Consider the following 24729-nt stretch of genomic DNA (forward strand, 5'->3'; position numbering starts at 1 on the left):
AAGCTTGGGGTGAACGGTTTTGCTGTATAGTTTTGATATGAATTAAGTATAATTCATAGCCAAAAGTTTTTAACAAGATTATGTTAAATAAATTTTTCCTTAAAAACCTGCCCAAATTCTGCTAAAATACACCAAATTTTTAAAATTTTCCCTTACATATGACCCCAAACCGCAAAATTCTCCTCGTCAATGGTGCAAATTTACATTTGCTTGGCAAACGTGAACCTCACATCTATGGCTCAACCACCCTAGATGATATTGTAGGTCGCCTAAAAAATACTGCAAAAAAATACAATGTAGATATTTTACACATACAATCAAATCATGAGGGCGAATTGGTGGACAAGATTGGTGAACTTGGGTTGCTCGCCCCACCCCATGAGCAATTTGATGCCATCATCATCAACCCTGCAGGCTTTACTCACACATCAGTAATACTAAGAGATGCACTCACTGCCACAGGCAAGCCCTTTATAGAAGTACATCTTTCCAATATCCACGCCCGTGAGCCATTTCGTACGCATTCGTACTTTTCGGACAAAGCGGTAGGCGTGATTTGTGGGTTGGGCGATAAAGGCTATGACTTTGCGTTGGATTATTTTGTAACCCACCTTTATCAGGATAAAACATGATAATCGCCTATACAGATGGAGCGTGTAAGGGCAACGGTCAAACCAATGCTGGTGGTGGCTTTGGCTCTCACATTATCTACCCCAATGGCGACACGCTTGATGTTTGGGGAGGTGAACCATCCACCACCAACAACCGCATGGAGCTTATGGGGGCAATCACCGCTCTAGAACGCACGCCTGCCGATGTACCATTGCAAATTTGGACGGATTCTAGCTACGTCCAGAAAGGCATCAGTGAATGGATAAAAGGTTGGAAAGCCAAAAACTGGAAAAAGTCAGACGGCAAACCCGTACTCAACGTTGATTTGTGGCAACGCCTAGACGCCCTATGCCAAAACCGCCAAATAGACTGGCAATGGGTCAAAGGTCATGCAGGACATCATGGTAACGAAATCGCTGATTTGCTTGCCAATCTAGGCGTGAGTGCCAATGGCGAAAAATTCACCCAAAACAACCAAACAAAAAATACCACACAACCCACAACATCAGTCATGACACAACTTACCAACAATACCCCCCTAGCCACCACAGGCATCGAACGTCATAACCACCAAAACCCCGCCTATAATGGCGATACGTCCAAGCCCAACGCCGACTTTTGGCTTGTGCTACCTGACCCCATCAATCGTGGCAAATCTGAACGCCAACTCATCATGGATACCGAAACCACAGGCACCGAACCCCAAAAAGGCGACCGTATCGTGGAGGTTGGTATCATTGAAATGGTGGGGAGAAAATTTACAGGACAACAAGTCCACATCTACCTAAATCCCGACAAAGAAATGGACGAAGAGGTCATCAAAGTTCACGGCATTACCAACGAATTTGTCAAAGATAAGCCCAAATTTGCTGACATCGCCCACCATTTATATGAGTTCATGAAAGGTGGAGAACTCATCGCCCACAACGCAGGCTTTGACATGGGCTTTTTAAAAATGGAATTTGATAAAGTTGGATTGACTGACTTTTTGGACGTTGTTCAAGTTACCGATTCACTCGCTTTGGCTCGGCAAATGTACCCTGGACAAAAAAACAGTCTAGACGCTTTGCGTAAGCGTTTAGATGTTGGCAACCAAGACCGTACTTTTCACGGGGCATTGCTTGACTCCGAAATCCTAGCTGAAGTCTATCTTGCCATGACAGGTGGACAAATCTCGCTCTCCATGGAAGAAGAGGTGGTTGCTACCGAAGATGACAGCGAAATTACTTTTTCCAACCTTAGTGAGCTGGCACATCTGTTACTGCACTCCAAAGCCGATTTTGAATCTGATGGTGCTTGGCGAGCCAATACCATCAAGAATTCTTGACCTAATGATAACCATTTGTCTTGATTATGTTGATATTTGGTTATTTATGCTTGCAGTAACAAGATAAAGCAGTTTATAATAGGACATTTATTTTTACTCACTTTGACAATCCGAAAGGACAGCCATGACTCAATCAGCCTCAACCAATTTTGATTTGACCTCTCTTCATTTGTTGCGTAGCGAAATTAACATCGTCCTAAAAGATGCCGAAGTCCACTTGCGTGAGTTTTATGATGACCCAGAACAAGCATCATTTTTGCTCGATTCTGCCAACAACCTAAAACAATTGGCGTCTATTTTTGAATTGATTGCTTTTGATGGGGCAGATTTACTTTCTAGCAATCTTTCTGATTGCTATACCAAACTCCACAGCAACCTTGATGGTGACGAAGAAGAAAATGAACATCTAATGACGGATATTTCAGAAGCCGTCATGCTTCTTGATCGCTATGTGGAATTTGTCCTTTTAAAAGAAATGCCAGAGCCTGCACTACTTTTACCCATCATCAACAAACTTAACACCCAGCTTGGCAAACCTACCATTAGTGCTGATGACCTAAAACAAAATAGTAGCAGTGTCATCATCTCTGACCCAGCGAGTAACTATACATCTTTGAGTAGTTTGGGTCTAAACACCACCGCACTCACCCAAGCCTACCGTGCTGGACTATCCATCATTTTAAATTACAAAGAAGGCACTGTACTGTTTGAGCCAGACCGCCAAAAGCTAGACGGCATGGCAAAAGCCTGTGCGTTGGTCGCCCAAAAATCAGATACCTTATTTTGGCACGCAGCCGCCACCTTGACCCAAAACATTGGTAAAGATTTACCATTGAGCCACCCCAAAAAACGCATTTTGATTTATCTTGAACAGCAGTTTGGTGATTACTTACCCATCGAGGACAGACGCTTTGCTGAACTGGTGAGTTTTGCATGCAACAAAAACGCCAATTTTGCAAGCCTTGCCACCCAAAAATACTCCCTCAACAAAATCAGTCAAGCCAAATTTGAAGAAATGCAACACTTTTTGTTTGGTCCAAACCGTGAGATTACCGATACACTCAACGAACTTATCCAAACTCAAATTGAAGAAATTAAGCAAAAAGTAGACACCTTTGTACGTGCTGAAAACGACATTGGTAGCAACAGACCAGACATCAACGAAATCGCAGGAGAGATTCGTGCTTTGGCGAACACCATGAGCTTATTGGAACTTAATGATGCAAGCCTTGCTCTAAAATCCATTTCCACCCAAATCGTTAGTTGGCAAAACCCCACACTTGAAGACTTGGATAACTTCCTAGACAAATTGATGGTGGCTGAAAACGCTTCTATTTTCCTAGCCAAAACTCATATTCCCGGTGCGGTCAAATTGCCACTTCACAACCGTGAAATCTCGCTACATCAACTAGACACTGCCTATGAAACTTTGGTCAAAGAAGCTCGTAGCAACATCTCAGGCATTTCTGGCATCATCAGCACCTACATTGATGACCCTAATCGTGATAGAATGAATCTACAAAACACCCCAGAGATGGTTCGTCAAGTGGCAGGAGCGGCTGGTTTCTTGCGTATGCCAATCGCCAAACAACTTTACCGTTTGGCACACAAGTTGGAAACTGACCTATTAGACCTAATTCATACCGCCAACGAAACCCAGCTAGCACAACTCACAAGTGCATGGGCAGACGTGTTGGTAGCGGCAGATATTGAGCTTGAAAACTTTGAACAAAACCGCCCAAGCAACAAACAAACGTTGCTACTTAGCGAAAATAGCCTTAATAAAATTTTGGCTGCCTAATGTCAACTACCCCAACACAAACACCCAACCCCACATTGGCTTGGGTGTTTGATGGCGATAGCGTATTATGCCAAGAAGGAGTTCCTCACGCCATCACAGTTGATGATTTATCATGTCATGATGATGTATTTACACTATCTGGGCATTATCTACTGACTTTTACCCAAATTCAATCTTTGGGTATGGCACTGGTGGGTGAATTTGTCCCTTATCGTCAGTTGGTTGCTACGTTGACAGCTGATATGACCTGTCAATTTTCCACCGCCATTCAACTTCTAACATGGCAACACACTCATCGTTTTTGTGGTGTATGTGGCACACCTACTCAAATCGCCAATAGCGAATATGCCAAAGTTTGTCCAAATTGTCGCCATCACAGCTACCCCAAAATACAACCTTGCGTTATCGTTGCTATCACCAGAAAAAACCCTAACACCCAAAAACAACAAATCCTACTTGCCAAACACCATCGCCACGCCCACGCCAACATGTATGGATTGATTGCAGGTTATGTAGAGGTGGGTGAAAGTCTGGAAAATGCGGTGCATCGTGAGGTTTTAGAAGAAACAGGACTGCACATAAAAAACTTACATTATCTAGAAAGCCAAGCGTGGCCCTACCCCACCAATCTCATGCTTGGTTTTGTGGCGGAGTACGAAAGTGGCGTATTGGCACCCCAAGCAGATGAATTGGCAGATGTTCAATTTTTTGATTTGGACAACTTACCGCACATTCCAAACATAGGTACAATTGCTCGCAGGCTCATTGATTTGGTTTGCCTTCAACATTAAAAATCTACTTTTCTTTTAAAACACTCAAATACCCACCTTCATTCATGATATAATAAAACAAATCCAAAAAGAAAACCAAAAATGCATATCCGTAAACTCTTTAAATTTGAAAATGCCCACATTGTTAGAAATTGCAGTTCTGACCGCTGTAAATATTCTATTCACGGACACAGTTATCAAGTGGAGCTTATTTTGCAAGCGAACGCTCTGGATAATGGGCAAATGGTCTATGATTTTGGGCTATTAAAGGGGCATATCAAGGATTTGATTGATAGTTTTGACCACGCCATTACTTTTTGGGATAAAGATGACCCTGACTATATCAAAGCGTGCCAAACCTTTTCATCTCGCTGGGTGTCATTGCCTGTTTCACCCTCTGCCGAGCAATTTAGCCGTGTGATATTTTTTTGGGCAAGTCAAATTTTAAAGCAAACAATAATGCAAAATGGCGAAGCGGACATATCGGTGTATTCGGTTATTGTTCACGAAACTGCCACAGGCTATGCCCAATGTTTTTATGAAGATATTATCAATCCACAAATGGGATTGCTTGATTTAAACGCCTTTGAATTTAGCAATGATGTCAAAAAAGAGTGGGGCGATCCCTTATTATTTGATAAATTAAAAAGGGGTGAAAAATTTTATAATCCCAAGATAGAATTGCAAGTGAATCTTTAAGTAAAAAGTCAAAAATTATTTTTAATTAAACAATGAATCATCAAAAAACCATTATTTTAAACTCTGAATTTGATACCCAAACCCTAGCCCAAGCGCTTGCCGATGAATTTAAATTATTATCAGGCAGTATTTGGCTATCGGGTGATTTGGGAGCGGGCAAGACAACTTTTACTCGTTATTTATTACAAGCACTTGGGCATACAGGGGCAGTAAAAAGCCCTACCTATACTTTGGTTGAGCCATATTTAATTGGCGGTAAACCAGTTTATCATTGTGATTTGTATCGCCTAAATGACCCAGAAGAATTGGATTTTATTGGTTTTTTTGATTATTTTAATGAACCTAATTCATTGATGATTATTGAATGGGCAAGCCGTGCCAAAAGCATTTTACCAAAGGCTGATGTATTGATTGAAATTAAAAAATTGGATAATGATGTAAGACAGGTAACAATGATTTGTGAGTGATTTTATAAACACTATTAAAAATACCATTATTTCTATTTTGCTATTTTTTGTTGGTATTTTTTCTGTTGTTGTACTATCTATAATATTGGAACTTTTTTGGCACGATTATAAAAAAAGCAATCTTTTGGGTTGGAGAAATGTTGTTTTTGAGAAAAATAAAACTTATATCCTTGAAATTAATGATGATTTTTCTGATAGGAGAGGAAGAGGTTTAGATTTTGTAAGACTAAGTTTGTCTGAAAATGACAATAAAAATACTTATCTAATCAAAAATCAGCTTGCCAAAAATAAAGAAATCAATATTAGTTATCAACACAATAATACCACTTCTTATCACATAAATGATTTAAAAGTACAAATGGCAATTGATGGTAAAAAATCTTATTATCATTTAGTAGGTGGAAAATTATCAGAAAATGGTCAAGAATTTTTCATTAATACGCCTGTTGATTTTAATGCCAGAAAAAATAAAGCCAATTATTTTGTGGTATTATTTACTGGTTTTATTTTGGTTTTTATCATATTTTTTGGCTTAGCCTTTAATAAAGAAATTGATGGATATTTTAATAAATTTATCAACTTTTCCATTAAAACAATGGCATTATTGATAACTTTGTTGTTGTTTTTCCATATTTTTCGCTTAATAACTTACTAAGATGAATTTAAATTACAAAAACCTTCCCGATAATACGGTGCTATCCCTTATTGCTCCCACTGCCAGCGGTAAAACTGATTTGGCGTTTAAACTTTATGAAACAGGGCGATTTGAGATTATTTCGGTGGATAGTGCGTTAATTTATCAAGATATGAATATTGGCACAGCAAAACCAACTACCGATGAACTTGCCAATTATCCACATTATTTGGTAGATATTATAAAACCAACTCAAACTTATAATGTCGCCTCATTTATTAATGATGTTAAAAATTTAATTGATAACAGCCATCAAAATGGTAAAATCCCATTACTTGTTGGTGGCACAATGATGTATTATATGGCACTCTTTGACGGTATTTCATCTGTGCCTGATACAAATCCTGCCATTCGCAAACAGGTAATGAATTGGCTTGATGAAAAAGGGATTGATGATTTGTATCACTATTTACAAATACACGACCCTATTATTTGTCAAAAACTAAAATTATCCGATACTCAGCGAATTACAAGGGCGGTGGAAGTGCATTTGCAAACAAAAATTGCAATGAGTGTTTGGCAACAAACACCAAAAACCGCCCCCTGCCAAAATCCCAATCAAAACTGGATTGGATTATCGGTTGAGCCTGACCGTATGTGGTTGCATGAACGTATTGCAAAACGGCTTGATATCATGTGGGAGAGGGGTTTTGTTGATGAAGTGATACAACTTTTGCAAAAATACCCAGAATTAAGCCCTGATATGCCATCTATGCGGTGTGTTGGTTATCGGCAGGTTTTGGAATTTTTGGCAATAACAGAACACCCAATTATGCAAATTTCTCCCAGTTGGCGACATTTTTCCAAAGACTTACAAAAAAATCACACAATTTTTACAACAAAAAACAACAATTTTGTAACAGATTCTCAAAAATTACATAATTTGGCTTGCCAAGACATGAAAAATAAGGCATTATATGCAACAAGACAGCTTGCCAAACGTCAAGCCACTTGGCAACGTAGCTTAGCTCGTCTGCCTCACGCACCAACAATAATACAGACCAATCAGGGTGTGTTTTATCCCATGATATTGTCTTTTAATAGCATAAAACAAGTACAAGAGCAATTATTAAACAAAAGTGTTGGCTTTACAACATGGAACAATAAGTTGTCATCAGATACTTAAGCTAAGGTTGGTTTTTATCGTTTTTTGATTTATTTTGGAGAACATTCATGTCAAAGGGGCAAAGTTTGCAAGACCCATTTTTAAACGCATTGCGCAAAGACCGCATCCCTGTATCTATTTTTCTCGTTAATGGCATTAAATTACAAGGTCAAATTGAGTCATTTGACCAATATGTTGTGCTATTAAAAAACACTGTTAGCCAGATGGTCTACAAACACGCCATCTCTACCGTTGTCCCCGCTCGTAACCCTCGCACTGATGGTACCACCCCAAGCACGCCCTACTCCACCACAGGTGCAGTTGGTGTCATGGGTGGCAGTAGTTACCAAACCCCCACAGGCTACCCCAATGCCATTGGTGGACAAAGTGGTTTTGGTGGTGGTGCTGGCACAACTCGCCCTGTTGGTGGTTTTACTCGTACTCCACCCAATCAAGGCTTTGGTAATGGGCAAGGTTTTGAGCGTGGTGGCTACCCCCAAAGTGGCATGGGCTACAATCAAGGCTTTGACCGTTCCAACTTCGAGGAACGTGGTTTTGATGGCAAGAGTTTTGAAAAAGAAACTCGCCCTTTTGACGGCAAGGGTTTTGGCAACCAAATTTTTGACAACAAATTTGACAACAACAACGAAGAGTAACCCTCTTTCATCTAAGACCCACGCCATCGTGGGTTTTTTTATGTGTGATTTATGTGTAAAATGAGATAAATTGAAGTAAAAATTTGCCAAATATGGTATGATAATGCTTTTTAAATTTTCATCAACTTATGGGCAACCACATGACATCGCCAACCGATTTTATTGCCATCGCCACCCAAGCCATTAACACCGAAAAAGATGCTTTGGAGTTATTAAAAGGTGAACTTGATGAACGCTTTATCAACGCCTGCCAAACCATCTTGGCGTGTCGTGGGCGTGTAGTTGTTACGGGCATGGGCAAATCAGGTCATATCGGACGCAAAGTAGCAGCAACACTTGCAAGTACAGGTACGCCTGCATTTTTTGTCCACCCTGCCGAAGCAGGTCATGGTGATTTGGGTATGTTGGTGCGTGGCGATGTGCTGATTGCCATTTCTAATTCAGGGCAATCAGACGAGATTAGAATGCTCATTCCTGTGGTCAAACAACTTGGCATACCACTCATTACCATCAGCCGTGATAAACGAGGCTTTTTGCCCCAATCTGCGGATATCGCTTTAACACTCGGTTTATCAGACGAGGCCTGTCCGCTTGGGCTTGCCCCCACTTCAAGTACGACTGCAACTTTGGCGTTGGGTGATGCGTTGGCGGTAGCACTGTTGCACGCTCGTGGTTTTACCAGCGATGATTTTGCCCTATCTCACCCTGCTGGGGCATTGGGCAAAAGACTCCTCACTCACGTTAAAGATGTGATGACTACCCAAGATTTACCCATTGTCCACACCGATACCAGTCTCAATGACACGCTATTTGCCATGACGAAGGGACGACTTGGATTGGCAGTTGTGGTTGATAAACATAACAAGGTAGTGGGAATTTTTACTGATGGTGATTTACGCCGTAAACTTGCCAAGTCCACCCCGCTCACGGCTCTTATGGGTGATATTATGACCAAGCACCCCAAATCCACCACTGCTGATGTGCGTGCCTCTGATGCGTTGACGCTTATGAATGAAAAAGGCATCAGTCAGCTTTTAGTACTAGATAATGGTACATTGCAAGGCGTGGTAAGTTTACATGACATCATCAAAACAGGAATTAGTGCATGAACGCCATTCAAAAAGCCCAAAAAATCAAACTCTTTGCGATGGATGTAGATGGCATTTTATCAAATGGTCAAATCATCTATGACAGCAATGGCAACGAGACAAAAGCCTTTTATGTGCAAGATGGTGTTGGTTTAAAGGGTTTGCGTGATATTGGCATACAGCTTGCCATCATCACAGGCAGAAGCTCACCAATGGTTGAACGCCGTGCCAAAGAGCTTGGTATCAAGCATGTCATACAGGGTCAAGATGACAAATTTACTCAATTATCTACACTTGCTGTATCGCTTGGCTTGGAGCTTAACGAATGTGCTTATATGGGCGATGATTTGCCTGATTTGATGGCTATTAAATACGCAGGACTGGGCATTAGCGTCCCTAATGGTTGTAGTGAAGTGCAAGAGATTGCTGATTTGGTTACGGTCAAATTAGGCGGTCATGGTGCAGTACGTGAGGCTTGTGAGTTTATTTTAAAAGCACAAAGTCGCTATGATGACTTTATTGACGGTTTTAGATCATGAATCTAAAAATTTTAAGCCTATTTGGCACGATGATATTGGCGGTGGCGGTTTGGTTTTTTTACAAAGAAGATGTTAAAATCAAACCCACCACACCCACCACACCTGATGTTTCTTATGAGGTTGAGGAAATCAAAGCCGTTCAAACAAATGCCAAAACAGGTGAGGTAGAATATACGCTCATCGCTCAATCACTGACCAAAAATGCACAGGGCGAAGATGTTATGTTGGATGCTGATGTACTTTGGCAACCTAGTGATGCCAGTCCCATTCATCTCACCGCCAATCAAGCCAAACACAGCCAAACAACAGGTGAAATATGGTTTGATGAAGGGTTTATCCTAACCAAACAAAACATCACCAACCAAGACAATCAAGCCACCACAAATCAAAATACAGATGATGAAAATCTTCACGCCAAAGCCGATTTAATCATCAAAGGCACAAGTTTGGCAGGCAACACCAAATCAAACACCATTAAAAGTGATGAGCCCATTCACATCACACAAGGCGAAAATAGCTTTATGGCTCAAAGACTGGACGGCAATGTACAAACAGGTGAATATGAATTTCACCAAGTACAGATTGAATTTAACCCCCCAAAACGCACCGATAAGCCTTTATTTTAACCATATTATTTCATTGAGTTTGAGATTATTAATGAAACGCATTTACGTACTATCCCTTATTATTGGTATGTCTCCATTCGTGGCACACGCCTTGCCATCAGATGCCAACCAACCCATTCGTCTTTTGGCAGACAAAGCCACTTATAGTGAGCGTACTGGCATTACCACTTATTCAGGCAATGTTACTATTGAACAAGGCACACTCAAAATCGCCGCCGACAACATCACTCTCAATCTAGGCAACAACCGTTCTATCCAAAGTGCCGTTGCCACAGGTCGCCCTGCTACCATGCAACAAGTTGTTACCCAAGAAAAAGGGCTTGCCAAAGGTCAAGCCAATAAAATTGATTATAACGCCGTTACAGGCATTGTTACCTTGACAGGCAATGCCAAGCTCACCCAAGCAGGGGCAAGCTTTGCAGGTAATGTCATTCGTTATAGCCTAAAACTTGGTGATGTTGAAGCAACTGCGGGCGGCGGCAAACGTGTGGAACTTATTTTCCCACCAAATGGCAATGGCTCTCATCAAGGTGTTCGCTAATGCTAACACTTGCCATGCGACATCTGGGTAAACGCTATGGACAGCGTTGGGTGGTCAAAGATGTTTCTTTTGAAATTCATCAAGGACAAGTCGTGGGTATTTTAGGGCCAAACGGAGCAGGCAAAACCACAAGCTTTTATATGGTCATCGGACTTGTGCCGATGGATAAAGGACAAGTCATGCTTGGTGATATTGATTTATCCAAAAAAGCCATGCACGAGCGGGCTAAGGCAGGCATCGGCTATTTGCCCCAAGAAGCCTCCATTTTTCGCAAACTCACCATAGAACAAAACATCATGGCGATATTGCAGACACGTCAGGATTTGGATAAAAACGCACAGTTTGCCGAACTTGAAAAACTCATGGGCGAATTTCACCTAGAACACGTCCGTCATTCGCTTGGTATGAGTGTGTCAGGTGGTGAACGCCGTCGCTGTGAAATCGCTCGCTGTTTGGCAAGCAACCCAAAATTTATCCTACTTGACGAACCTTTTGCAGGGGTTGACCCCATATCGGTTGGTGACATCAAAGATGTGATTGTCGCTCTACAATCTCGGGGTATTGGCGTACTCATCACCGACCACAACGTGCGAGAGACTTTATCTATTTGCCAAAATGCCTACATCGTCTCCGAAGGCAACATCATCGCACAAGGTTCCCCAAGTGAGATTTTAAACAACGAATTGGTACAAAAAGTCTATTTGGGCAAGGATTTTATCTTAAATTAATACAGGTAACATCATGTTTAAAGGCTATGTCATCAATCTTAATCATCGCTATGACAGACTGTATCGTTTCAACCAGCACCCAGATGCTAAATATTTTGAGCGTTTTCCAGCCATTGACAAGAAAGCCTTAGAAATGCTTGGGGAGGGTGTGAGGTCATTGTTTTTTGATACTCACAAATTTTATGAAAACCATCGCCGAGAAATCACATTGGGTGAGATTGCCTGCACCCTCTCACACATCAGTGTTTGGCAAAAAGCCCTACTTGATGATGACATTGCTTTTGATGACTTTATCGTGATTGCCGAAGATGATGTTACTTTGGATAAACATTTTTTGACACATATTCGCTACCTAAACAACTTTTTAAAAAGTGCCAGCATAGATTTGTTGATATTGCAACGACTGTTGACCGAAAATAAGCCCATAGATTACCAAAATCCCCAATTTGACATTCTTACCAACATCAAGTACAACTATGCAGGTGCAGGCTTGTACATGATAAAAAAATCTCGCCTAAAAATCATCTGTGATTGGCTAAAAAGCCACAAACCTATTTGGTTGGCTGACGAGTTTGTTGCCTTTTGCCCCACAGAACATACAGGGCTACTCTACCCCCTTATTGGCGTGGTTGAGAGTGAGGATTCTGATTTGGAACATGACCGAGTCATTTCTAGACAAACTAGCAAACAACAATCAAAATAATAAAAGTGAGAATATTGCCTAAGTTGGTCATTTTTTAGTATAAAAATTTAACAAAATGCGTTAAAATGTCGCATTCAACACATACCTAACCATATTGGGATTTATGATGTTTCATGCCTATGTTATTAATTTAAATCGCCACCCAAGCGAACTACATCAATTCTACCAACACGCTGATGCCAAATATTTTCAATTATTGCCTGCCGTGGATAAGCGGATTTTGGATTTTATCGGTGATAACAGTTGGTTTTTTAACAACCAGCAATTCAAACAAATGGTTGGACAAGATGCCACCATTGATGAAATCATTCGTGCCATGTCACACATCAACGTGTGGAAAACCATTGCTCACAACCCAAAAATCTTAGACAACGAATTTGTTGCCATTGCCGAAGACAACATCATTTTGACGCACAATTTTTCTAAATATCTAAACGCCATCTTAAAAGCATTGGGTGAATTTTCCAAAATTGACATTTTGGTCTTGCAAAAATGCCCTGCCACCCAAACCCCAGAAGAATTTGGGCGAGGCAAATTCCGCATCTTAAAACATTCCAAAGAACTGTTTCGTCAAGTGGACGCATCGCTTTATCTCATCAAAAAATCCCGAGCCAAAGCCATCGTTCAATGGCTTGAAACCTACAAACCTTGTTGGCTAGCTCAAGATTACAATGTATTCTGTCCAGAAGAAAATTTGGGTGTATTATTACCTGCTTTGGGTTATGCCATTCCTAGAAGCAATCTCATTCCTGACATGACCCAAGACCCCAACCGCCCCACCACACAAAAATACCAAAAGTTTAACAGCCATACGGTATTAAAATTCGCCTAATAAAAAAACACCAACAAAGTTTTGATTTTGTTGGTGTTTTGAATTAAACTTCGCTCAACAACTTCGCCAACGCTTGCCCTGCATTTTCCGTTTTCATAAACTGCTCACCGATGAGAAAATGATGAACATCATGACGTTGCATGAGATGAATGTCGTCTGCCCCATGAATGCCACTTTCACTGACAATCAGCACATCCGACCCCAGCTCATCACGCAAAGTATCGGCAAGATTAATGGTTGTATTTAAATTAACTTCAAAGTTATTTAAGTTACGATTGTTGATACCGTAAATGTTGTGAGTGGATTTTGGTAATTTTAGGGCACGAAACAATTCACTCTCATCATGAATCTCAATCAATACATCCATGCCAAGCTCTATGGCAATCTTGTGCAACATTGCCACCGTCTCATCATCAAGGCACGCCATGATGAGTAAAATGCAATCCGCCCCCAACACACGACTTTCATAAATGTGGTATTCATCCACCATAAAATCCTTACGCAGCACTGGCAATGTACAGGCATTTTTAGCTTGTATCAAATAATCATCATGCCCCATAAAATACTCACGGTCTGTCAGTACTGATAAACAAGTCGCCCCTGCTTGCTCATAAGCCTTCGCAATGACGATTGGGTCAAAGTTTTGACAAATCACACCTTTGGACGGACTTGCCTTTTTGATTTCGCTAATCACACCAATTTTACCATCAAATTCACGCAACGCCCTTGCAAAACCCCGAACAGCAGGGGTAGTTTTTACTTTTTCTTTTAACTCATCAAGGCTAATTTTATCTTTTGCTTGCATGACCTCGATATGTTTAGTAGCAACGATTTTTTGTAAAATGGTGGGGGTAGACATGGATTTTCCTTTTTATCATTAAAATAAAGAAAATGTACTAGGATGTATTGAACATTGATAACATTATTTATAAAAACGATTAAACTTTAACGCTTTTTATTAATTTTTGCATGAAAAATGGCTAAATCTTGTTTGATAGAATAACTATCAAACTTCACTTTTTCCTTGAAAAACGTGCAATTTTTCTCATTTTTCATTGCAAATACCAATATTCAACACACCCTAATAAAATAATGACATTTTTAATTAATGTGTAAATTTTTGAGTAAATTGGGCAAAGGCTTGCAATTTATCCCACGCCTTGCCACTTTGTAGGGTTGTTAGTGCAAGCTCCACGCCTGCTTTAAAATTATCTGCCACGCCTGCCACATATAGGCTTGCCCCTGCATTTAGGGCGATGATGTGTTGGGCTTTTTGGGTACGCTCATCATGGATTTGGTTTTGTAAGGCGTTTTTAATCAGCTCACAACTTTCACCAACCGATCCCACCACCAAACCATCAAGAGACTGTATGGGAAGACCAACATCAGTAGGGCTAATTTTAAAGGTATTAATCCGACCATCTTTGTACTCACAGACGGTGGTGGGCTTGGCAAGACTTATCTCGTCCAATCCATCATCACTATGCACCACCCACACATGACGAGAACCAAGCTCTCCCATCGCCTTTGCCAACTTTTCACACAATGCTACATCATACACCCCAAGCAAGCTATTTGGGGCAGACGCAGGGTTGGTAAGTGGCCCTAAGATATTGAAAATCGTACGTATTTTTAATATTCCACGCACCGCTTTGGCATGTCGCATGGTGGGGTGGTGATTGGGAGCAAACATAAAGCACACACCCAGTTCATCGGCACATTTAGCAACTTCATCAGCATTTAGCACCAAATTGACACCTGCATGAGCAAGTAAATCGGACGCACCTGAACGACTGGATACACCTGTACTACCATGCTTGGCAACTACCCCTCCTGCACTTGCTACCACAAAGGCAGATGCTGTGGAGACATTAAACAAATTCGCCCCATCACCGCCCGTTCCTACAATGTCTACCGCATTGTCCGTATGTAGCACCACTCTGTTGGCAAATGACCGCATGACACGGGCGGACGCACTAATTTCATCAACCGTCTCACCCTTGATACGCCATGCTGTGATGATGGCAGACAGTAACACATCTGGACATTTACCAGTCATGATAAGTGTCATCAGTGTGGTAGTATCATCTTGGTTTAGATCTTTGCCAGCTACCAAATCATTTAGAATTTTTACCAAAAAAGCATGGGTTTTTTCATCTAAGTCATTCATGATTTATCCTTCTCATTTGGCAATTAGGCAACATTGGGCAGTTCATCATCAGACAGCACTGCCAAGCCATAGCGTTTTAAAAAATTGTTAAATAGCTGATAACCATGCTCACTTAGAATGGATTCTGGGTGAAACTGTACACCCTCAATATTTAACGTCTTATGGCGTACACCCATAATCTCACCCATTGAGCCATCATCGTTTTGTGTCCATGCTGTTATGGCAAGGCACTCGGGCAAGGTATTTTTATCAATCACAAGCGAATGATAACGCACCACCGACACAGGATTTGGCAAATTGACGAATACGTCCGTATTATGATGATATACATCTGACAGTCGTCCGTGCATGACTTCGCCCGCCCGCACAACATCACCACCAAACGCTTGGCCGATTGCCTGATGACCTAGGCACACGCCCAAAATCGGAATCTGACCACCAAACCGCTCCAAAATTGGAATTGTAACCCCTGCTTCATTCGGCGTACATGGACCTGGCCCTAGTATGATGGCTTTGGGAAGAAGGGTTGCAATCTCATCTAGACCAATCTCATCATTGCGTTTAACCACGATATCCTGCTTCAACTCACCAAAATACTGTACAATGTTATAAGTAAAACTACAATAATTATCTATCATTAAAATCATACTAATTATCCTGTGGATGATTTATAGAATATTTATTCAAATAATCTTAAAAATGAAAAATATGTCCCATATTGAGTATGTTTTGCCATTCATTTTTCCAGCATGACATAGTCTCAACCAAGATGGATTTTGGTATTTTACCATTTTTTCACCACCTGTCAAATGAAACAAAATTCCCTAAATCTTAAACAAAATAAAAACCACCCAAAAAATTGAGTGGTTTTTATGCTATGTTACTCAGTAGCTTCTTGAGCTTCTTCTATAACTTCCACACTTTCACTTTCGGTAGCGAATGGCATGGGGGGAGGTGTGATAATGGTTTTAGTGGTCTTGACATCTGCTTTCGTGGCTGACTCTACATCATCTGACAACGCTTCAAGATTATCATCTTGGGCAGATTTTGGTTGAGCTATCATAACCACATCAGTTGGTTGCACCGCTTTTTCATTGGCTTTTTCCACTTGCTCTGGCGTAGCAATCTTTGCTGGCGTCATGGCTCGTTTTTGGGTATTGGCATGGGTAATTTGCTCCACTTCTAGCGTTGCTCCACCGCCAAGTACTTGATAAAGCTCAATTTGGCTAACAACTTTGGTTAATTCAAGCTGTAAAATGTTTTGCTGGTTTGCAAACAACGAACGCTCCGCATCAAGCACGCTCAAATAGTCATCTAGTCCAGAACGAAAACGAGCCAATGCAATTTCATAGGTTTCTTGATAATTTTTTTGGAGGCGATATTGAGAATCCAACTGCTGTCCAATGGTTGCACGAGTTGCCAACACATCATCAACTTCTTTAAAGGCAGTCTGAATGGTTTTTTCATATTCTGCCAAAGCCTGTTTTTGGGCGATTTGAGCAACCTCGTAGTTGGCACGTCTTGCACCTGCATCAAAAATGGGCAAACTAATAGAAGGAACAATCTTCCAACCAAAAGCACTACTTTTTAGCAAATCTGTCAAACTAGACGAACTAAAACCCAGATTGCCACTTAGGCTAATTGATGGAAAATAGGAAGCACGCACCACATTGATATTGGCACCTGCTTGACGCAAGGCATGTTCCGCTTTAATGATATCAGGACGATAATACAAAAGCTCACTTGGCAAACCTGCACTAAACACCTTGGCAGTAACAATGTCATTAACCGCCATATCAGGCAACAAACCGTTAGGAATAGGTGCACCCAATAGCAACTGTAACGCATTACGAGTTTTTAAAATCTCGGTATCTGCTTTATAGATTGCCAATTTTGCACTTTCAAGCGAAGCATCTGCTTGTAAACTTGGTGTTTTGGCGTCAATACCTGCCTTAAATCGCTCTTGGGTAATAGCAAGTGAGTGTTCACGGGTTTTAAGCGTTTCTAGGGCAAGCTGACGTTGTGCTAATGCGTAGCTTAGATTTACATAACTCTTGGCAATATTGGCAATCAGTGTGATTTGCACAGTATCCTTTGCAGAGTTGGTGCCAAGATAGTCATGCAATGCCATTTCTTTTTGGTCGGCTATTTTACCCCAAAAATCAAACTCATACTCCGACATAGCAAGACCAACATCATATTTGGCTCCTGAGTTACTAAAACCCCCACTACCAATGCGAGAGGCTGATGCACTACTGCCGATGGTTGGAATATTAGCAATATCTTTGATTTGGTATTGAGCTTTGGCACCTTGAATGGCAAGCACCGCTTTTTGTAAATCTTTGTTGTTATTTAAGCCAATCTCAATGAGTGCTTTTAACTTTGGATCAGTATAAAAATCTTGCCAACGCACCGATGCCAAACTAGGCATTTCTTCAACACTGATGGTGTCTTTGTCCATAATGCGATAGTTTTCATTGATGGCAACATTGGGTACAGCCACGATGGTTGTATCCGCACGTGGTGGAATGGCAGAACACGCCACCATTCCCAACACCAATGCTGAAAGCGTAAAATAACGTATGGTGTTTTTAGTTTTCATGATTTATCCTTCGTTAGATTGGTTGTAGTTTGGGTTGGTTTGAGTGGAAACATACTTCTTACCCAAATATAAAACATTGGAATAAAAAAGATTCCCAAGAATGTTGAGGTAATCACACCCCCAACCACACTTGTACCTACTGCATTTTGGCTACCAGAACCTGCTCCTGTTGCCAAATATAGTGGCACAACACCAATACCAAACGCCAACGATGTCATAATGATTGGGCGAAGTCTAAGTCTTGCTGCTGTCATGACTGCTTCTTTCAAGGATTTGCCAGACTCTTGAATTTCTTTGGCAAACTCAATAATCAAAATGGCATTTTTGGCAGACAAGCCAATCACCGTCAAAAGACCTACTTGCAAATAAACGTCATTTGCCAGACCTTTGATGGCAGTAAATAGCACCGCTCCAAGCACCCCTAGTGGAATAACAAGCATGACCGAAAACGGAATGGACCAACTTTCATACAACGCCGCCAAACACAAAAACACCACAAGCATTGATAAAATGTACAATGGTAATGCCTGACCGCCTGATTTTTTCTCTTCAAGTGACAGACCACTCCACTCAAAACCAATACCGTCTGGCAACTGTGCAATCATTTGCTCCATGGCAACCATAGCCTCACCTGTGCTTTTGCCAGGTGCTGCCGCTCCTTGCACATTCATTGATGGCAATCCATTATAACGACTTAGGCTTGGACTACCATAAATCCATTCGGCATTAGAAAATGCACCCACACTCACCATTTGACCTTGATTGTTACGTACGTACCATTTATTGATGTCTTCTGGGGTAGCACGACTGTCAGGCTCACCCTGAATATAGACCTTTTTGATACGTCCACGGTCAATAAAGTCATTGACATAACTACCGCCAATCGCTTGAGCCAGCATTGCATTAACACTTGGCAATGACACGCCATAGGCTGCTGCCTGCTCACGATTGATGTTTAGTTTCAATTTGGGTGAATCTTCTTGACCATTTGGTCGCACGCCTGCCACAACTGGGTTTTGGGCGGACATACCAAGTAGCATATTGCGAGCTTCTAGCAGTTTCTCATGACCCACACCGCCGATGTCTTGTAATTGCAAATCAAAACCGTTGGCATTACCAAAACCTTGAATGGCTGGCGGTGCAAGCGGATAAATCAAGGTAGCTTGTGGCACCATCACATTTAACGCCATGGCACGCCCTGCAATTGCTTGGGCAGTATTTTGTTTACCAGTACGCTCACTCCAATCTTTTAGTTTAATGAATGCCAAACCCGCATTCTGACCAGAACCCATAAAGCTAAATCCAGATACAGTAAATACAGTGTCTACATTTGCTTCTTCTTGGCTATGAAAATAACCATCAATGGTTCTCATCACCTCTTCGGTTTGGTCAAGTGTTGCACCTGTTGGCAACTGCACAAGCGTCATGAGCATGCCTTGGTCTTCTTCTGGCACAAACGAACTTGGCAATTTGGTAAAAGTAAACCCAAGTACCGCCACAATGCCTGCATACATGAGTAAAAACAAGGTTTTGGCAGCAAATGATTTACCAACAAAATTCTCATAACTTTGGCTGGCATTATAAAAGAAGCGGTTAAACCAACCAAAAAAACCAGTTTGGGTGTGAATGTCTTTATGTGCTTGACGTTTTAAAATCGTAACACACAATGCTGGGGTAAACACAAGTGCAATAAAAGCAGACAAGGTCATACTAATGATGAGCGTGGCAGCAAACTGACGATAAATCACCCCAGTTGAACCACCAAAGAAAATCATCGGCACAAACACCACTGACAAAATCAAGGCAATACCAATGACCACTTTACTAATCTCATTCATTGATTGAATGGTGGCTTCCTTCACAGAAAGATGATGATTCTCTTCTAACAAACGCTCAACGTTTTCTACCACGACAATGGCATCGTCAACCAAAAGACCGATGGCAAGCACCATAGCAAACATGGTAAGAATGTTAATAGTGAAACCAAACTGGGACAAAACGGCAAATGTACCCAAAATCACCACAGGAACAGCAAGTGTTGGGATGATGGTTGCACGCCAATTTTGTAAAAACAAAAACATCACCAAAAATACAAGCACAATCGCTTCAAGTAATGTTTTGACCACTTGTTCAATAGAGAGCTTAACAAATGGCGTGGTATCGTAAGGCACTTCTATTTTTAGACCAGCAGGAAAACCCTTGGAGAGTTCATCCAAACGTTGCTGTACTGCTTCACGTACTTCTAAGGCATTCGCTCCAGAAGCAAGCATAATACCCATACCAGCAGCCTGTTTGCCATTATAAAAAGTTTTGACTGAATAGTTTTGACTACCAAGTTCAACCTCTGCCACATCTCTAATGCGAACCTGTGCGCCTGACGCATCTGTTTTTAGCAAAATGTTGCCAAATTCTTCAGGTGTTTGTAGAAAACTTTGCACGCTAATAGTAGCGTTAATAACCTGACGATCCAGACTGGTTGGTAAATCAGCAAGCTGACCTGCAGAAACTTGTACGTTTTGGGCAGAAATGGCTGATGACACATCAGAGGGCATGAGCGAATAAGAACGCAACTTCTCTGGGTCAAGCCAAATACGCATGGCATAAGGTGAACCAAAAACATTCAACGAGCCTACACCATTGACACGGCTTAGGCTATCAACCACATTGGAGTTGACGTAGTCTGCAATGTCCGACTGGGTCATACTGCCATCTTCGGATACAAAGGCTGCTACCATCAAAAACGAACTGGTGGATTTATTTACCGTTACACCCATACGCTGTACATCAGTGGGCAATGAACTCGTTGCTGCTTGTAGTTTGTTTTGGACTTGTACCTGTGCAGTATCAGGATTGACTGAATTATCAAAAGTCAAAGTAACCGAAGCACTACCTGTTGATGAAGAGCTAGAACTCATGTACATCAAACCATCAAGTCCCTTCATTTGTTGTTCAATGACTTGGGTGACGGTATTTTCAATGGTTTCAGCATCGGCACCAGGATATACAGCATTAACAGAGACTGTCGGCGGTGCGATTTGAGGGTATTGCTCAATGGGCAATGAACGTACCGCAAGCACCCCCACAAGCATGATTAGGATAGCAATTACCCAAGCAAAAATGGGACGCTCAATAAAATACTTAGACATGAACGCTCCTACTCTTGTGGTTCTACTTGTTCGTCAGCTGATTCAGTAGGTTCATCAGACTCACTAGGTGCCATGACACTGTGCTGACCTGCAACATCTTCTTTGTCATCTGCATTATCAGCAGATGTAGAAACATCTGATTTTTTTTGATTGCTTTGTGGTCCAACTGACAACAGGGAATTTACTTCTACAGCTTGTTCTGGTTTGACCTTAGCACCCCCCATGACTACGACCGCATCGCCATTTTGTAGACCGCCATTGACCACCCATTGACCATTATGTGTGCCAGCGGTTTTTACTTCACGCACTTCTATCTTTTTGTCGGCATTGACGATATAAACTTGGGTTTTGCCCTGTGGTGTACGCATGATGGCAGTTTGAGGCAAAAGCACCGCATTATGTGCTAGCGATTGGGCAAGGTTGGCATTGACATACATACCTGGAATCAACACACCATCTGGATTTGGGAATACCGCTCTGACCGTAACAGCTCCTGTCGCCTCATCAACTTTAGCATCTGACAAGGCAAGCTGTCCAATAATCGGATAGACTTCGCCGTCTTCTAACACAATTTGTACCTGTGGCGAACCTTCCAAAGCCTTGCCTTGTGCAATCGCTTGACGCAAACGTAAAATCTCTGAAGATGATTGACTGATGTCTACATACACCATATCTGTACGTGAAATGGTTGCTAGCGGAGTGGCTTGCCCTGCTGATACCAATGCTCCTGCGGTAGCAGAAGATATACCAATTTTACCAGAAATGGGAGCTCTAACCACCGTACGACTCATATCCAAACGACTAGAATCATGGCTTGCTTTTGCACTATTAATATTGGCATGGGCTTGATTTACACCCGCTTTAGCAGACTCCACCCCTGCTTGGGCAGTACGCACAGCAGTGCGATACTGGTCATACATTTGTCTTGAAATGGCATCAATTTTTACCAAACCCTCTACACGAGCCAAATCTGCCCGAGCCTGAGCAAGCTGTGCTTCTTGTGCCAACAAATTAGCTTTAGCACTTTCTAGATTAGATTCTGCAGTATGTATGGCTGCCAAGCTAGAATTGGCAGAGCTGATATAATTATCACGATTAATGCGATAAAGCTCCTGACCTTTCTTGACATAACTGCCTTCTCTAAACAACACCTCATCAATAATACCACTCACCTGTGGTCGCACCTCTGATGTCTCAAGAGCAGACACTCGCCCTGAAAACGTCTTCACCATAGGCACCACACCAAGTTCTACCACTTGCACATCAACCACAGTTGGTGGCATTTGTTGTTGCTGACCTGCTGGCGTTGCCCCAGCTTTTGCTTTTGCAGATTCATTTTTACAAGCCGTTACTGTAACTGCACCAAGCAAAATCACAGCAACCGTTATTGCTCTTGTCATTGCATTCATAAACTACCTTTAATACATATGTTTGCTTTCATTTACTTCATCAATTTTAGGATTTTGTTTTTTGAACCCACATGACTGTTTTTTACTAAAATACCCAACAAAACAAAATCGTAAAATCATACTCACCATACAGTGATTAAATCCGCCTATTATACCCCAAATCTAGTGGAAATTTATGATATTTATTGTAAATATTGTGATAAAAATTGCTTGTTTTTTCACAAAAAATCTGTACAAAGCACCCACACCAAGCAATATTTTAAAAAATAATCAAAAAATCACTTGCATTTGTCAAAAAGTATGGTAATATACGTACCCATAAAGGCTGGGTGGCAGAGTGGTCATGCAGCGGACTGCAACTCCGTGTACGCCGGTTCGATTCCGACCTCAGCCTCCATTTTTGCGATAACTTATCTTGCTCCTTGGTTGATATAAATGGTTACATTTATAGTTTTTTTTGGATAAGTTATTGCAACTTGCCCGGGTGGTGAAATAGGTAGACACAAGGGATTTAAAATCCCTCGCTCTTACGAGCGTGCCGGTTCGAGTCCGGCTCCGGGCACCATCATATATCCCCAAACAAATTTGTTTGGGGGTTTTTGTTTTTATTATCCCCTTCCTTCTCCATCCTATTGGCTAAAAACCATAACACAAATTTTCACTCTTGACAGAAAATTAAAAAACTTCTAAAATATAAAAAAAAAATTTGATGAGAATAGACAATGAAACTCAATCCCACCACCGAAAAATTTGTTCTACATTGGGGCGAAATGGGCTCAAAATGGGGGGTTAATCGCACCGTTGCCCAAATCCACGCCCTACTCTTTATCACAGGCAAGCCGATGAATGCTGATGAGATTATGGAAACGCTTGGCATTGCCCGCTCCAATGTTTCTAATAGTATCAAGGAGTTACAAAGCCTAAATCTTGTGCAGACCACCCATATCTTGGGCGATAGAAAGGACTATTTTACGACCAGTGGTGATGTCTGGGAGCTTGCCAAAGTCATTGTAGAAGAACGCTATCGGCGTGAGCTTGCCCCCACCGTACAGTTTTTGGAAGAGCTGACCAAAACGCCCGAGTTTGAACTGGAAAACGAAGCGGTACAAAAACGCATCAAAGACACCCACCAATTTGTCTCAACTCTAACCACTTGGGCAAATGAAATGCTCAAACTCTCCACCAATACTTTAAATAAAATTTTAAAACTTGGGGCAACGGTGCAGAAGTTTTTGAAATAAAGTTAATGGGAAATAAAAATGACCACCAAACAAGAAATTCTCGCTTATGCCAAACAAAATGGTTTTATTTATCCAAAATTTAAAGTGGGGTTTTATTTTGGCTTATTTGGTGGAATCATTGGTTTAATGGCTACGACAGTCATTCTGTTTATTTATGCACTCATTACAAATTCTAGCAGTTTGTTTTCTTATATAAATACAAATGTTATTTCTATTATTAGTGGTACTTTTCAATTTGTTGGGGGCGTTGTTGCTTTTGGTATCGTATTTGGCTGTATTCCTGCTTTATTAACAGGCATTTATTGTGCGGTTTTTAATTTTATTATTATGAAAAAATTAGATTACATACATTTGTATGTGGTTGGTACAATATTTTCAGCCATTTATTTTAATCATTGGTTAAATTTACCTGATGAATTTTGGCAAAGGTTGTATGACTTGTGGTAAATTATTTTTACCAAAATTACCCAAAGAGTTTGAAAAATAGGATAAAAAAATGACAAGCAACCAAGAAGTATTTAAAAATAACGAACAAAATGCCAATCATTACCCTTCTGTAAAAGTGATTGTTAGTTTTGTTTTATTTGGTGGTGCTATTGGTAGTATTGTTTTAAGTGTTTATATTTTAATAACAAATATCATAGACGGTGTGTATTGGCTTGATATTGAATTTTTTTTGCTAATTGTTCTTGTTGGTAGTTTTGTTGGTTTAATTCCAAGTTTTCTGGTTGGTAGTTATTGTGCCATTCGTGATTTTATTATCAAAAAATGGGTAGATTACATTCATCTTTATTTTGTTGGAAAGATAATTTCTATCATCTACTTCTTGCTTTATATTTTTATTTATTTGTCATCTGATGAAGTTTTTAAGATGATGTTTGATACTTTATTTTTTGGCACTATTGGCGGAATATCCTCAATGATTTGTGGTAAGTTGTTTTTACCAAAATTACCCAAAAATTTTAATAAATAG

25 protein-coding genes and 2 tRNA genes are annotated in these 24729 nt (G+C 40.9%); 21 read left to right on the forward strand and 6 right to left on the reverse strand.

The genetic code is table 11. From position 1 onward, the window contains the following. Positions 1–158: 158 nt before the first annotated feature. The 16 genes from aroQ to MOB01S_RS04095 all read left to right on the forward strand — a co-directional run bounded on the left by aroQ (position 159) and on the right by MOB01S_RS04095 (position 13188). Positions 159–632 (forward strand): type II 3-dehydroquinate dehydratase, encoded by a 474-nt coding sequence (aroQ, locus tag MOB01S_RS04020; RefSeq protein WP_066801904.1) that lies wholly within the window; start codon positions 159–161, stop codon positions 630–632. Further along, complete coding sequence (dnaQ, locus tag MOB01S_RS04025; RefSeq protein WP_066801906.1) at positions 629–1939, forward strand: DNA polymerase III subunit epsilon; 1311 nt, start codon at positions 629–631, stop codon at positions 1937–1939. The genes aroQ and dnaQ overlap by 4 nt, the downstream gene beginning before the upstream one ends. A 124-nt stretch (positions 1940–2063) precedes the next feature. Next, positions 2064–3740: a hypothetical protein gene (locus MOB01S_RS04030; protein ID WP_066801919.1), complete on the forward strand. Its 1677-nt coding sequence runs from the start codon at positions 2064–2066 to the stop codon at positions 3738–3740. Beyond that, positions 3740–4531 (forward strand): NAD(+) diphosphatase, encoded by a 792-nt coding sequence (gene nudC, locus MOB01S_RS04035; RefSeq protein WP_157073887.1) that lies wholly within the window; start codon positions 3740–3742, stop codon positions 4529–4531. Before MOB01S_RS04030 ends, nudC begins: the two co-directional genes overlap by 1 nt. 81 nt (positions 4532–4612) lie before the next feature. After that, positions 4613–5209 carry a 6-pyruvoyl trahydropterin synthase family protein gene (locus tag MOB01S_RS04040; RefSeq protein ID WP_066801921.1) on the forward strand — a complete coding sequence of 199 codons (597 nt, stop codon included), beginning with the start codon at positions 4613–4615 and terminating at the stop codon, positions 5207–5209. Positions 5210–5241: 32 nt separating this feature from the next. After that, complete coding sequence (tsaE, locus tag MOB01S_RS04045) at positions 5242–5676, forward strand: tRNA (adenosine(37)-N6)-threonylcarbamoyltransferase complex ATPase subunit type 1 TsaE (protein WP_066801923.1); 435 nt, start codon at positions 5242–5244, stop codon at positions 5674–5676. Then, positions 5669–6331, forward strand: coding sequence for a hypothetical protein (locus MOB01S_RS04050; RefSeq protein ID WP_066801925.1), 663 nt, complete (start codon positions 5669–5671; stop codon positions 6329–6331). Before tsaE ends, MOB01S_RS04050 begins: the two co-directional genes overlap by 8 nt. A 1-nt stretch (position 6332) precedes the next feature. Continuing rightward, entirely contained in the window at positions 6333–7496 is a 1164-nt protein-coding gene (gene miaA / locus MOB01S_RS04055; protein WP_066801927.1) for a tRNA (adenosine(37)-N6)-dimethylallyltransferase MiaA, read from the forward strand. A 47-nt stretch (positions 7497–7543) separates the two neighbouring features. Beyond that, on the forward strand, positions 7544–8131 hold the full coding sequence (gene hfq / locus MOB01S_RS04060) for an RNA chaperone Hfq (protein WP_066801929.1): 588 nt from the start codon (positions 7544–7546) through the stop codon (positions 8129–8131). A 140-nt stretch (positions 8132–8271) separates the two neighbouring features. Beyond that, the gene (locus MOB01S_RS04065) at positions 8272–9240 is read left to right on the forward strand and encodes a KpsF/GutQ family sugar-phosphate isomerase (protein ID WP_157073888.1); all 969 of its coding nucleotides are present in this window, start codon (positions 8272–8274) and stop codon (positions 9238–9240) included. Beyond that, on the forward strand, positions 9237–9758 hold the full coding sequence (locus tag MOB01S_RS04070) for a KdsC family phosphatase (protein ID WP_066801933.1): 522 nt from the start codon (positions 9237–9239) through the stop codon (positions 9756–9758). Before MOB01S_RS04065 ends, MOB01S_RS04070 begins: the two co-directional genes overlap by 4 nt. Beyond that, positions 9755–10384 carry an LPS export ABC transporter periplasmic protein LptC gene (lptC, locus tag MOB01S_RS04075; RefSeq protein WP_066801937.1) on the forward strand — a complete coding sequence of 210 codons (630 nt, stop codon included), beginning with the start codon at positions 9755–9757 and terminating at the stop codon, positions 10382–10384. Before MOB01S_RS04070 ends, lptC begins: the two co-directional genes overlap by 4 nt. 31 nt (positions 10385–10415) lie before the next feature. Then, positions 10416–10925 (forward strand): lipopolysaccharide transport periplasmic protein LptA, encoded by a 510-nt coding sequence (gene lptA / locus MOB01S_RS04080; RefSeq protein WP_066801939.1) that lies wholly within the window; start codon positions 10416–10418, stop codon positions 10923–10925. Then, positions 10925–11653, forward strand: a complete 729-nt coding sequence (gene lptB / locus MOB01S_RS04085) for an LPS export ABC transporter ATP-binding protein (protein ID WP_066801941.1) — start codon at positions 10925–10927, stop codon at positions 11651–11653. Before lptA ends, lptB begins: the two co-directional genes overlap by 1 nt. 13 nt (positions 11654–11666) lie before the next feature. After that, on the forward strand, positions 11667–12356 hold the full coding sequence (locus MOB01S_RS04090) for a glycosyltransferase family 25 protein (protein WP_066801943.1): 690 nt from the start codon (positions 11667–11669) through the stop codon (positions 12354–12356). 106 nt (positions 12357–12462) lie between these two features. After that, positions 12463–13188, forward strand: a complete 726-nt coding sequence (locus tag MOB01S_RS04095) for a glycosyltransferase family 25 protein (protein WP_066801945.1) — start codon at positions 12463–12465, stop codon at positions 13186–13188. A gap of 43 nt (positions 13189–13231) precedes the next feature. On the opposite strand, the gene trpC is transcribed toward MOB01S_RS04095, so the two are convergent. The 6 genes from trpC to MOB01S_RS04125 form a co-directional block, all read right to left on the reverse strand. After that, positions 13232–14047, reverse strand: coding sequence for an indole-3-glycerol phosphate synthase TrpC (gene trpC, locus MOB01S_RS04100; protein WP_066801947.1), 816 nt, complete (start codon positions 14045–14047; stop codon positions 13232–13234). A gap of 246 nt (positions 14048–14293) precedes the next feature. Beyond that, the gene (gene trpD, locus MOB01S_RS04105; protein WP_066801949.1) at positions 14294–15358 is read right to left on the reverse strand and encodes an anthranilate phosphoribosyltransferase; all 1065 of its coding nucleotides are present in this window, start codon (positions 15356–15358) and stop codon (positions 14294–14296) included. A gap of 23 nt (positions 15359–15381) precedes the next feature. Next, complete coding sequence (locus MOB01S_RS04110; RefSeq protein ID WP_066801951.1) at positions 15382–16005, reverse strand: aminodeoxychorismate/anthranilate synthase component II; 624 nt, start codon at positions 16003–16005, stop codon at positions 15382–15384. Between the two features lie 233 nt (positions 16006–16238). Continuing rightward, positions 16239–17960 (reverse strand): efflux transporter outer membrane subunit, encoded by a 1722-nt coding sequence (locus MOB01S_RS04115; RefSeq protein ID WP_084349609.1) that lies wholly within the window; start codon positions 17958–17960, stop codon positions 16239–16241. After that, positions 17957–21106: an efflux RND transporter permease subunit gene (locus MOB01S_RS04120; protein WP_066801953.1), complete on the reverse strand. Its 3150-nt coding sequence runs from the start codon at positions 21104–21106 to the stop codon at positions 17957–17959. Before MOB01S_RS04120 ends, MOB01S_RS04115 begins: the two co-directional genes overlap by 4 nt. An 8-nt stretch (positions 21107–21114) precedes the next feature. Beyond that, positions 21115–22515 (reverse strand): efflux RND transporter periplasmic adaptor subunit, encoded by a 1401-nt coding sequence (locus MOB01S_RS04125; RefSeq protein WP_066801967.1) that lies wholly within the window; start codon positions 22513–22515, stop codon positions 21115–21117. A 323-nt stretch (positions 22516–22838) separates the two neighbouring features. Here MOB01S_RS04125 and MOB01S_RS04130 point away from each other — a divergent pair. The 5 genes from MOB01S_RS04130 (at position 22839) to MOB01S_RS04150 (ending at position 24729) form a co-directional block, all read left to right on the forward strand. Beyond that, positions 22839–22912: transfer RNA gene (locus tag MOB01S_RS04130), tRNA-Cys, on the forward strand. Positions 22913–22993: 81 nt separating this feature from the next. Beyond that, positions 22994–23080 (forward strand) — tRNA-Leu (locus tag MOB01S_RS04135). A 157-nt stretch (positions 23081–23237) separates the two neighbouring features. Next, on the forward strand, positions 23238–23756 hold the full coding sequence (locus tag MOB01S_RS04140; RefSeq protein WP_066801972.1) for a GbsR/MarR family transcriptional regulator: 519 nt from the start codon (positions 23238–23240) through the stop codon (positions 23754–23756). Between the two features lie 18 nt (positions 23757–23774). Next, positions 23775–24203, forward strand: coding sequence for a hypothetical protein (locus MOB01S_RS04145; protein WP_066801974.1), 429 nt, complete (start codon positions 23775–23777; stop codon positions 24201–24203). Positions 24204–24252: 49 nt separating this feature from the next. Next, positions 24253–24729 carry a hypothetical protein gene (locus MOB01S_RS04150; protein WP_066801976.1) on the forward strand — a complete coding sequence of 159 codons (477 nt, stop codon included), beginning with the start codon at positions 24253–24255 and terminating at the stop codon, positions 24727–24729.

The sequence above is a fragment of the Moraxella oblonga NBRC 102422 genome (genome assembly GCF_001598275.1).
GTDB classification, from domain to species: Bacteria; Pseudomonadota; Gammaproteobacteria; order Pseudomonadales; family Moraxellaceae; genus Moraxella; species Moraxella oblonga.